The 11,138-nt window shown below is 42.4% G+C and carries 7 protein-coding genes and 1 pseudogene; 6 read left to right on the top strand and 2 right to left on the bottom strand.

Translation table 11 applies throughout. The annotated features are described in order from the left end of the window. From ABF638_RS34585 to ABF638_RS34570, 4 genes are all read left to right on the top strand, one after another. The coding region (locus tag ABF638_RS34585; protein ID WP_435027319.1) for a hypothetical protein at positions 1–251 on the top strand (251 nt) is incomplete at its 5' end. Positions 252–591: 340 nt separating this feature from the next. Next, the gene (gor, locus tag ABF638_RS34580; RefSeq protein ID WP_435027318.1) at positions 592–1,968 is read left to right on the top strand and encodes a glutathione-disulfide reductase; all 1,377 of its coding nucleotides are present in this window, start codon (positions 592–594) and stop codon (positions 1,966–1,968) included. 104 nt (positions 1,969–2,072) lie between these two features. Continuing rightward, positions 2,073–2,714 (top strand): YqiA/YcfP family alpha/beta fold hydrolase, encoded by a 642-nt coding sequence (locus tag ABF638_RS34575; protein ID WP_435027320.1) that lies wholly within the window; start codon positions 2,073–2,075, stop codon positions 2,712–2,714. Between the two features lie 105 nt (positions 2,715–2,819). Beyond that, entirely contained in the window at positions 2,820–3,968 is a 1,149-nt protein-coding gene (locus ABF638_RS34570) for a histidinol-phosphate transaminase (RefSeq protein WP_435027317.1), read from the top strand. 8 nt (positions 3,969–3,976) lie between these two features. On the opposite strand, the gene ABF638_RS34565 is transcribed toward ABF638_RS34570, so the two are convergent. Then, positions 3,977–4,531, bottom strand: a complete 555-nt coding sequence (locus ABF638_RS34565; RefSeq protein ID WP_069071117.1) for a hypothetical protein — start codon at positions 4,529–4,531, stop codon at positions 3,977–3,979. Positions 4,532–5,178: 647 nt separating this feature from the next. Continuing rightward, positions 5,179–5,802, bottom strand: coding sequence for a GNAT family N-acetyltransferase (locus tag ABF638_RS34560; RefSeq protein ID WP_435027316.1), 624 nt, complete (start codon positions 5,800–5,802; stop codon positions 5,179–5,181). Between the two features lie 1,023 nt (positions 5,803–6,825). Between ABF638_RS34560 and ABF638_RS34555 the strand changes: the two genes are divergently transcribed. Further along, positions 6,826–10,374 (top strand): response regulator, encoded by a 3,549-nt coding sequence (locus tag ABF638_RS34555; RefSeq protein ID WP_435027315.1) that lies wholly within the window; start codon positions 6,826–6,828, stop codon positions 10,372–10,374. 68 nt (positions 10,375–10,442) lie between these two features. Then, positions 10,443–11,138, top strand: a pseudogene (locus tag ABF638_RS34550) (hypothetical protein); the annotation flags it as partial.

Here is an 11,138-nt window from a genome sequence, read left to right as displayed (position 1 = left end):
CACCCGACACCCCAACTGAGACAACACCTGTAACTCCAATTGAGACAACACCCGACACCCCAACTGAGACAACACCTGTAACTCCAATTGAGACAACACCCGATACCCCAATTGAGCCAACACCTGTAACTCCAATTGAGACAACACCCGATACCCCAATTGAGCCAACACCTGTAACTCCAATTGAGACAACACCCGACACCCCAATTGAGACAACACCTGTAACTCCAACTGACTCTCCAAGCACATAAAAATACTAATGGGGGTACAAGATAGATGCTCTGCAAACGCCGAACACGGTTTGTTTTATTAATATTGTGTAAATCCTGATGGAACTTAGCTGTTACAACGCAGCAGCTAAGACTTATACCCCACACCAGAGGCATAACCATAACAAACAATTGTAGTTACTCCCTCTACAGCAATCACAGCAAAAAGTGATATTCCCTACGACGAGATAACATCTGCTAACGCTAGATTAAATCAAGGACAGGACTTATACAGGGTTCACCAGATATCCTTATATAGTTCAATCACATTCTGTGTGTAAGTTCCCAGGAACTGATTTGTTGCTAAAGAGAACATAAATTTATGACTTTTGATTACGACCTGTTTGTGATTGGTGCGGGTTCTGGAGGTTTGGCGGCTTCCAAAAGAGCGGCTAGTTATGGCGCAAAAGTGGCGATCGCTGAATATGATTTAGTTGGTGGCACTTGTGTGATTCGCGGTTGTGTTCCCAAAAAACTTATGGTCTATGGCTCTCACTTTCCTGCATTGTTCAGTGACGCTTCAGGCTATGGCTGGAAGGTGGGTAATGCTGAGTTTAACTGGGAATATTTCATTACATCTATAGATAATGAAGTTCGGCGACTGTCGCAACTACATATAAGCTTTTTAGAAAAAGCCGGAGTGGAACTAATTTCTGGTCGCGCCACATTGGTAGACCCCCACACGGTAGAAGTTGATGGACGAAAAGTTACAGCGGACAAAATTTTAATTGCTGTTGGTGGGCGTCCTGTCAAGCCAGATTTACCAGGAGTGGAATATGGCATTACCTCCAACGAAATCTTTCATTTAAAAGAACAACCAAAACACATCGTCATTATTGGCGCTGGTTATATTGGCACAGAATTTGCTTGTATTATGCGTGGTTTGGGTTCTGAGGTGACACAAATTACCAGAGGTGAAAAGATTTTGAAGGGTTTTGATGAGGATGTCCGCACAGAAATTGAAGAGGGAATGACGAATCACGGAATTCGGTTGATTAAGAATAATGTGGTGAAAGCAATTGAACGTGTGCCAGAAGGTTTGAAACTGACTTTATCAGGAGACGATCAAGAACCAATAATTGCCGACGTATTTTTAGTTGCGACAGGTCGAACTCCCAATGTAGATGGACTAGGTTTAGAAAATGCTGGGGTTGATGTTGTCCCTAGTTCTATCGAAGGCCCTGGATATGACACTACAAATGCGATCGCAGTCAATGAATATAGTCAAACTAGTCAACCGAATATTTTCGCTGTTGGCGATGTCACTGACCGAATCAGTTTAACTCCCGTGGCCATTGGCGAAGGTCGCGCTTTTGCCGATGGTGAATTTGGGAATAACCGCCGCGAATTCAGTCACGAAACTGTTCCCACAGCCATATTTTCTAATCCAGAAGCCGCGACAGTCGGCTGGACAGAAGCCGAAGCCCGCGAGAAACTTGGTGATGCTGTTACCATTTATCGCAGTCGCTTCCGGCCCATGTACCACAGCTTGACTGGTAAGCAAGAGAAGACAATGATGAAGTTAGTGGTTGATAGCAACACTGATAAAGTGCTAGGCGCTCACATGGTAGGTGAAAATGCAGCCGAGATTATTCAAGGTATGGCGATCGCTGTGAAAATGGGCGCAACCAAAAAAGACTTTGACGCTACTGTGGGTATTCATCCCTCAGCCGCAGAGGAATTTGTCACAATGCGTTAACTAGGTCATTGTCCTTTGTCTTTTGTCTTTTGCCTCTTACTGTTTAAGCTAAAACTAATGACCAATGACAAATGACTAAGGACGACCCTAACGGTAAAACTTGGATGTTTACTCAGTATATCTACTTGCACGGCTTTGCTTCCAGCCCTAATTCTGCCAAAGCGCGGGATATAAGCGATCGCTTTTCCCAAATTAAAACACAGCTGAGAATTCCCGATTTGAATGCTGGCGATTTTTCCCAGTTGACCATCACTCGTCAGATCACTCAAGTTGCCGCAGAATTCAGTAATGATTCTACGCCAGTAACGCTGATTGGCTCAAGTTTGGGCGGTTTGACCGCTGCCCACTTGGGTCAGCAATATTTACAAGTACAGCGTCTTGTAATGCTAGCACCAGCTTTTGGGTTTTTATCTCATTGGTTGCCCAAGCTAGGAAATGAAGAAGTACAGCGTTGGCAGGAAGAAAAACATATCATGGTCTACCACTATGGGGAAGGGCGATCAATTCCTTTAAGCTACAATTTCGTGACAGATGCCGCCCAATACCAAGAAAAGCTTTTGCAACGTCCTATCCCCACCCTAATTTTGCATGGAAAAAAGGATGAAGTTATCCCCATCGAAGCCAGTCGTGACTTTGCGCGTTCACGTCCTTGGGTGGAGTTAGTCGAACTCGACAGTGACCACGCTTTAGGTAATGCTATGGAAGAAATTTGGCAGGCAATTCGCCTCTTTTGCCAATTACCTTGAGGCTGTAAAATATTAAACTCTTATATAACTAATGTCCTTAGTCATTTGTCCTTTGTTAGTTACCAATGACTAATGACTAATGACCAATGACTAATAACTAAAACTATGCTTCCCTTCATCCGGTCAGATTTAGCACAATTTAGTGCGTACAAACCCCACCCCAGCAGCGATACAGCCGCATCTGTCCCCACACAGTTCGATCGGCTGGATACAAATGAAAGCCCCTATGATTTACCACCTGAGCTAAAAGAGAAGCTGGCCTGGACGTATCAGCAAGTAATTGAAACAAATCGTTATCCCGATGGTGGACATGAAACACTTAAGGATGCGATCGCCGAGTATGTCAACGAGTCAGCCGCCCTTTCATCAGCTTTGTTTACTGCTGCCAATATTTCTGTTGGTAATGGTTCAGATGAACTAATCCGCTCTTTATTAATCGCCACCTGTCTAGGAGGAGAAGGTTCAATTCTCGTTGCTAATCCCACTTTCTCTATGTACGGGATTTTGGCACAAACTTTGGGCATTCCTGTAGTGACAGTGGGTAGAAATGAAACCAATTTTGAAATTGACATCAGCGCTGCACAGTCAGCCATCGAACAAACTCAAAATCCTCCCATTCGCGTAGTTTTCGTAGTGCATCCCAATTCACCGACTGCCAATAGCTTAACTGCGGCAGAGTTGGCATGGCTAAAAAGTTTACCACAACATATTTTGGTAGTAATTGATGAAGCCTATTTTGAATTCAGTAAAAATACTCTAGTACATGAATTAACTCAACACCCCAATTGGATGATATTACGTACTTTTTCTAAAGCCTTCCGATTAGCAGCTCTCCGTGTCGGTTATTGCGTCGCTCATCCCGAAGCGATCGCCATCTTAGAAAAAGTTCGCTTACCCTACAATCTCCCCAGCTTTTCCATCGCAGCAGCATTAGTTGCTTTACAAAACCGCACACTCTTACTTGAATCAATTTCCCAAACTCTGAGTGAACGAGCCAAACTAATCGAAATTTTATCCCAACAACCAGAACTACAAATTACTCCAAGTGCTGCCAACTTTATTTACCTGCGTCTTCAACCAAATGGCTCTCATCCGCAAGATACTGCTTTAAAAACTTTGCACCAAAAACTTAGGACACTTGGCACTCTTGTGCGACACATTAGCGGAGGATTACGAATTACTGTTGGGACAATAGAAGAAAACACCCGCACCGTAAATCGAGTACAAGCTGCTTTGGCAAATTTGGAATCTTAGCAATTAGTTCAGTAATTAAATCTGCTGTCCATCTCACTACCCAAACGGCGTACTATTCCCACTGTTTGTGGCAGCACACCCACTAAAAGAGCAAAGGCAACATCCGGCAGAAGATGCACTATTTCTGGTGGGAAGTATTGTTCAAATTGATCAAGAATTTTTTGGACTCGCTGCCCAGGCACTGGGTTTTCTGTAATTTGTTTAATCAATCGAATCCACTGTCGTCTAATCAAGTAAGCCTTCTGGCGATCCTCATTAGATTCGGGAGTTAATAAAGACAGATTACCTATAGGCAGTGCCCTTTGGCAATCACAATCATAATCCCCACCCACAGCAGCCCCAGGCCCAGCAAACTCTGCATGGTAGCGCTTAAAGAGTATTAATCCATTTCGTCTACGACTATTGACGATGAAGACTTCTCCACTGTGCAAACGTGTCAGGATATCCAAACTTTGCGATTGCTCAGTTCCGTCTGACATGACAAGAGAGTCAAGGAAACTAGTTTCAGGGTAATAAGTTGATACCATAGAGGTCTGATAGCGTCGATGCTGTTCGCTATCCATGTTTTTTAAACTTTCAACGAATGTGGTAGTAGTATGCACTTCAAAACAAAACTAGTTGTTATATAAAATCAGGTTTTTGAATTCTTTTATTATCAAGACCTTTCTAGCCAATTTAACTAAAATAGCAATAGATAGGCGTTGTTTCAGTAATTGAGTGTTTATATTTTATGAGATATAACTAGATTTGTCTGTAAACTATTAGAGTGTTTTATTAAAGTTTTTATAAAGATGAATATCTTAATTACAAAGTTATTATGAGGAAGTGATGATTTTGTTAAAATTAATTTCGCATATACTGCTATTATAATCCATTTATTTATATATATCTAATACTTTAAAATATTTGTTAATGATAAATCCAAAAATGCAAAATATAATATTTTTAAAATATTAATTTTTTTTACTAAAAAGATACTTTTTTAATATGACCGAGAAGATTTTTCGTAAAAAGAAAGTATAAATCAAATATTATTCCTAAAAAGAATTATCAAAAGCTATTTACTCGCTTCGTCAATTAATCGATTTTAGCTGTTATCTAGATACTTCACTAAATATTGACTAGATTTTTAATTAGATTCGTCTGTGTTTAATTACCAAATTAGTCGCAATACAAAACTTGACAATTGCTAAAATCCGATTCAGATAATCTAGTCAGCACTCAGGTGCTTATGCAATAACATCTGGCTTGAGCGTCTGAGAAAAAATGTATTCCAATTAGATTCAACTTTATGCACCCGGTATCCCAGCTTGAAATAAAGCTGTCTTGCTTGATGGTTATTTTCTAAAACATGGAGATATAAGTCTTGAAATCCCCACTCACGAGAGACTTTTTCACAGCTAGTAAGTAATCCTGAAGCCACACCATGTCTACGGTATTTTGGGTGAACCGCTAAATTAGATAAGTAAGGAAAACCTACGCCAACCTGGTTCCATGAATCACTGTAACGTACACCCAGTTCCACACTTCCTACTAAGTTATTAGCCTCACCACTAGTAGCTTCAAAAGCTACTAAACAAATATGACGGGGCGCAGGTGATGCCATCCGATGCCTTAAGTCTTCGTAAATACCCAGACGTAGCAATGGAAAAGCCCATCCCCATATACCGTTGTGGGAGTGAAAGCTTTCAGTAATAATTTGGGCAACACCAATCAAATCAGCAGGTGTAGCCGCACGAATTTGGAATTGGTAGGAAGCTGGGTTGATTGGCTGTTGGTGGTATGGGTAAAAAAACCGATATTTCAAGGCTAGTTTAGTATTGATTTTATTCAACGAAAATTTTATCAAATATCCTAAAACCAGATTTAAACTGAATCAGAACTTAAGAACCGCCCAGGAAACTCAACTGACCTGAGATTGCTAATTCGCTTTTGCTTGTGGATCAAACAAAGTTTTACACTTTAGTTTGGGGTTTTATAAGCTGTATTTTTGAAAGAGTGTTAGGAGTTACAGTTTCATCATTCCATAACCTTAAGTTCAGTAAGTTCAGGTGCATCACCTGTTTTAGGTAGATAGGAGATCAGATTGTTACATCTGTAAAGTGGTATAGCTTTGGGTGAGTGGGCAGAGACATAGCATAACTTGTCCGTAGGCAGCATCTACAAAATTGTTAAGTAAGTACACCATAAGTAAACTCTGGTTTCAAACCACCCTTATTTGCAGTACTGAACCTGTTTTTGCAGTCGCCGCTACATCAAGACTACTTTTCTACTGAGTTGTATGAATAGGCTGTACAACTAGTGGGACAAGAATCTACAAGGCTCCCTCATCCCTAATCTCTGACTCCTCAACGACTACCACTTGTCTTAATGATAGTTCTGATTGCTAAATTAGAAAGAGGTATTTGTCTAATAGTATACTTTGGCTTTAAATATTATTGTTTTAATTTTGTTGGCTCTACCATGACTACCATAAATAAAATTTACCTGCAAATGTTAGTACAACTGCCGCGGAGGGAAAACTTAATATGCAGCTTCATCTGGATTTTTCAGCTAGCTATGAGCGCTGTATGTATTATCAGACATTGCTCACAGGAGGTGAAGGAAGATTTGGCAAGCAAGCATCGACTCTGTAACACTAAAACAGACTATGAAAGCAATTACACTGCACCAAAGCAAACGGTAATCGGCACAAGCCATTGAGACGAATTCCTGTGAGTAAACGCTCCTACACTCAGCAGTCATGTAGCCAAGCAGCTTTATTGGTCGAAATGCTCTGCTATTACCTGACTCAGAAAAATCCTTACCTGATCAGATTATTCTTTATCCGACTGCCGTTGCAGCAGGAAAGCGGTGCATGAAATCCCAAGCAAACAGTAAGCCTAAAATTTTGGTTGTCGATGATGAACCAGACAACCTTGACTTGCTTTACCGTACTTTCTATCGCGACTATAAGGTGCTAAGGGCAAACTCTGGCCCTGCGGCACTCGATCTGCTGGCTCAAGAGGGAGAGGTCGCGGTGATCATCTCCGATCAGCGGATGCCGATGATGAGCGGTACAGAATTTTTGAGCCTGACAGCAACTCAATATCCAGATATTATCCGGATTATTTTAACTGGCTACACCGATGTCGAAGATTTGGTGGAAGCAATCAACGCTGGTAAGGTATTCAAATATGTCACCAAACCGTGGGAAGCCGAGGAACTCAAAGGAGTGGTACGCCAAGCTTTGGATACCCACAATGTTCTCAAAGCCAGAACCCGCGAACTTACCCGCACACTCCGTCAAGAATCGTTACTGAATACCGTTACAAATACGATTCGCAGTGCTTTAGACTACAGACAAATTTTGCAAGCAATTGTAGATACAGTGGGTCATATGTTGGAGGTGGATGTCTGTCTGTTGCGTCCCTTCCAAGATGAGCAGTTGGCGGATAAAGGATTCATTTACCAGAAGGCTGTTTCTGAAGAAGCTCTTGAGCAGGGGAATGGGGGAGCAGAGGAACAGGGGAGCAGAGGGGAAGTTTCAGTAAGTCTTTCCTCTATGCCTCTTTTGGCTCAGACAGTGTGGGAAACCCGTGAAGTCCAGGTGATTCATGATGCGATCGATGATGAGCGTATTCACGGTAATACTCCCGAACTGCGTGAGCGTGGACAAGCTTTTGCTGCTGCTGACATTTGTTCTAGTTTAGTTGTGCCATTGATCTGCCAACAAGAATTAATGGCAGTACTAGCACTGCACCAGTGTTCTCTACCTCGCTTCTGGGGAGATGATGAGGTGCAGTTAGTGTTGATGGTAGCGGATCAGGCAGCTTTGGCTTTGTCTCAAGCTTATGCTTACGAACAAGTACGTGCCCTTGCCAAGCGAGAAGCTCTAATTAATACGATTACTAGCGCGATTCGCTCCAGCTTAGATCCCCAAGATATCTTTGCGGCGATCACTCAGCAATTGGGACAAGCTTTACAAGTCGATGGCTGTGTCCTGTCTTTGTGGACAGAAGAAGATGAGTTTGTTGAGTGTGTGGGCTTGTATGACAGTTTTCAATATTCAGAAAATTTGCGTAGGCACAACCCGTCGCAGGCATCGCCAGTCTCAGACAAGAATTCAAGTAGCAATAATCATCTCTCAACCCAGAGATTACCTTATTCTCAAGCATCCATACAAGAGAATCCCATCCTCCAACAAATGCTACAGACACATGAACCTGTGGTAATTGGTAATGTGAGCCATTCTCCCTCAGATGTATGGGGTTTTGATTTACCTTTAAAAATGCCAGCGCGATCGCTAATGTTCGTGCCATTATTGGCTGATGGTAAATGTATTGGTAGTATTACTTTGCACGAAGGTAAAAAAGTCCGCCAGTGGTTGCCATCTGATATCGATTTAGCGAAAGCAGTAGCAGCTCAAGCAGCGATCGCTGTGCAACAATCACACTTATATCAAAAAACTCGCCAACAAGCTGAACGCTTACTGGAATTAGATAAACAAAAAACCGAATTTTTCCAAAATATCTCCCATGAATTTCGCACACCCATCACCTTGATTCAAGGGCCTTTAGAGTCAGCTGTGGCGGCTGGTGAGGGATTATCTTACTCTCAAAGTGCGATCGCCCTGCGTAACTCTCGCCGTCTGCTGCGGCTGGTAAATCAACTCCTCGATTTACAACGCCTGGATGCGGGAAGAATGCAGCCTAGTTTCCATCCCTGCGATTTAGTTGAATTTGTCAGCCAAATTGTGGAATCTTTTCGTCCTTACTGTGAGAAAAAGAAACTGCATCTCACTACACAGTTAGATGAATGTTCTACGGTGTACTTGGACATGGAAAAATTTGACAAGGTGGTTTATAACCTTCTGTCAAATGCCATGAAGTTTACTCCTGAAGGTGGCACGATCAGTGTCAGACTAAAATCTGAACATAATCGTTGCATATTGCAAGTACAAGATACTGGAATCGGCATTGTTCAAGAACAAATTCCCCACCTATTTGAGCGCTTCCGCCAAGCTGAAGGTTCAGCAAACCGATCTTATGAAGGCAGTGGTTTGGGTTTAGCCTTAGTTAAAGAATTGGTAGAATTACATGGTGGTCAAGTCACCGTGGAATCAGTTTACGGCGAAGGCACTACCTTTAGTTTATGGCTTGTGACTGGAAATGCTCATTTACCCGCACAGCAAGTACTAGAAACGTCAACAGAACTGAATACGAGCCGTGCTAGCGTAGAATTGGCTGATTTAGAACTGGTAGAGTCAACAACAGACCATATTGAAGATATTACAAGAAACTTCGCCCCCAGTATTGATACTCAAGACTCAGCACTTAAGACTCAGCACTCAATTTTAGTTGTAGATGACAACCCGGATTTGCGAACCTATGTATCTGAGATTTTCCGCCGCAATGGCTATCATGTACAGACGGCTCGTAACGGTCATGAAGGGCACAGTAAAGCTAAAGAAATTATACCCAGCTTGATTGTGACTGACTTAATGATGCCCTTGGTCAGCGGACTTGAGATGATTCAGATGATCCGCAATGAGGAGAAGTTAAAAGGAATACCAATCATTCTGCTGACAGCGAAAATAGATGAGGAAACTCGCATTGAAGGTACAGAACATGGTGCGGACGCTTATTTAGCAAAACCATTCAACGATCGGGAACTTTTGGCGGAAGTTCGCAATCTTTTAGCGTTGAAGGAAAATGAACGACGAATCGTGGAGTTAAATACTTATCTAACAGAATCGGTGCTAAAACGCTTTTTACCAGCTGTCTTGGTGCAAAAAGCTGCAACCGGGGATTTAACGTTAGATTTGCGCCCAGAACCACGCTTAATTACAGTTTTGTTTAGTGACATTGTGGGTTTTACACAGCTAGCAAATACTCTCAGATCCCGGCGAGTAGCAGAGTTGCTAAATGAATATTTAGAAGCCATGACCAAGGTTGTCTTTAGTAATGGCGGCACTGTAGATAAATTTATGGGAGACGCTATCTTAGCTTTATACGGAGCGCCGGAAGAACTAACCCCTAATGAACAGGTACGTCGTGCTATTAATACAGCGAGAGCAATGCATCGTTCACTGGCGGAATTAAACCAACGCTGGCAAGACCAAGGTGTATTCGATGGTCACAAACTTACTAGCGTCCAGTTCCGGTGCGGTATCCACCAAGGTACTGCTGTTGTGGGGATGTTTGGTAGCGCTGAACGTGCCGATTATACTGCTATTGGCCCAAGTGTGAATATTGCTGCTAGATTACAAGCTGCCGCTGTTCCCGGTACAATCCTGGTTTCTGCTGCCGTGGCGGATTATTTACAGGAAGGAGAAATTACTAAAGGTAGTCCGCTAGAACTTAAAGGAGTAGATGAAACAGTTTTGACTTTCGCTGTTACACCAGAGATAATGGTTAATCGCTAAAATTTAGACTGGTATTTGAAAGCATGATCAATGAGTAAGAGTGCCTAATCATATCCAGTTTCTATAATATGACACCATCGGTTGCAGACAAAACTCCAATTCCAGCCAAAGTCTGGAGGCGACACACCGATCCACCAGGTTTGTGGATTTCTGTCGTTATAGGTTCAGTCTCTCTGCATTTGCTGGCGTTCTGGCTGATGCGCTCATCGGATGCAGTTAGCCTGTGGTTTCCCCAGCAAAGTCAATCTGCTGTTCCCATTGAATTGATAGACATTGCTTCTGAAACAAAGTCAATAATCAAATCAAAATCAACAGCCAAAACAGTTTCGCCAAAGCCAGTATCCTCAACTAAAAAGTCTGTACCAGCACGTTCACCACAAACAACACGAACTACGCCCAGAAATCAAGATATTGGCGCAATAAATTCTGCTGATAATCTACAGCGAAAAAGCCGAATTGCAGACTCTCGATCTAATAGCCAACCCTTTAGACAACAAACAGTTCCGACAGCTACACCAACACCGACACCAACACCGACACCGACACCTACAATTCCAGTTGGTAATCTACCTTGGAATCGTCGTCAAGACATCAAACTGGGAAAGGGAACACCACTACCACCAGGTATTCCATCAAATCCACCAGTTTCGGAACCTGAAAATAGGGAAACTCCACGTACTCCCATAGGAGAAACTTCACCAACTCCAATTAGGGAAACTCCACGTACTCCCATAGGAGAAACTTCACCAACTCCAATTAGGGAA

The sequence above is a fragment of the Nostoc sp. CALU 1950 genome (genome assembly GCF_051172895.1).
GTDB classification, from domain to species: domain Bacteria; phylum Cyanobacteriota; class Cyanobacteriia; order Cyanobacteriales; family Nostocaceae; genus Nostoc; species Nostoc edaphicum_A.
The sequence above is the reverse complement of the archived record's forward strand: the minus strand, read 5'-3'. Positions and strand labels throughout refer to the sequence as shown.

What these genes read in the sequence shown, in the direction of transcription:
- ABF638_RS34565 (WP_069071117.1), bottom strand. Translation starts at nt 4,531, where the DNA reads ATGGATAGCGAACAGCATCGACGCTATCAGACCTCTATGGTATCAACT.
- ABF638_RS34575 (WP_435027320.1), top strand. Translation starts at nt 2,073, where the DNA reads ATGTTTACTCAGTATATCTACTTGCACGGCTTTGCTTCCAGCCCTAAT.
- gor (WP_435027318.1), top strand. Translation starts at nt 592, where the DNA reads ATGACTTTTGATTACGACCTGTTTGTGATTGGTGCGGGTTCTGGAGGT.
- ABF638_RS34555 (WP_435027315.1), top strand. Translation starts at nt 6,826, where the DNA reads ATGAAATCCCAAGCAAACAGTAAGCCTAAAATTTTGGTTGTCGATGAT.
- ABF638_RS34570 (WP_435027317.1), top strand. Translation starts at nt 2,820, where the DNA reads ATGCTTCCCTTCATCCGGTCAGATTTAGCACAATTTAGTGCGTACAAA.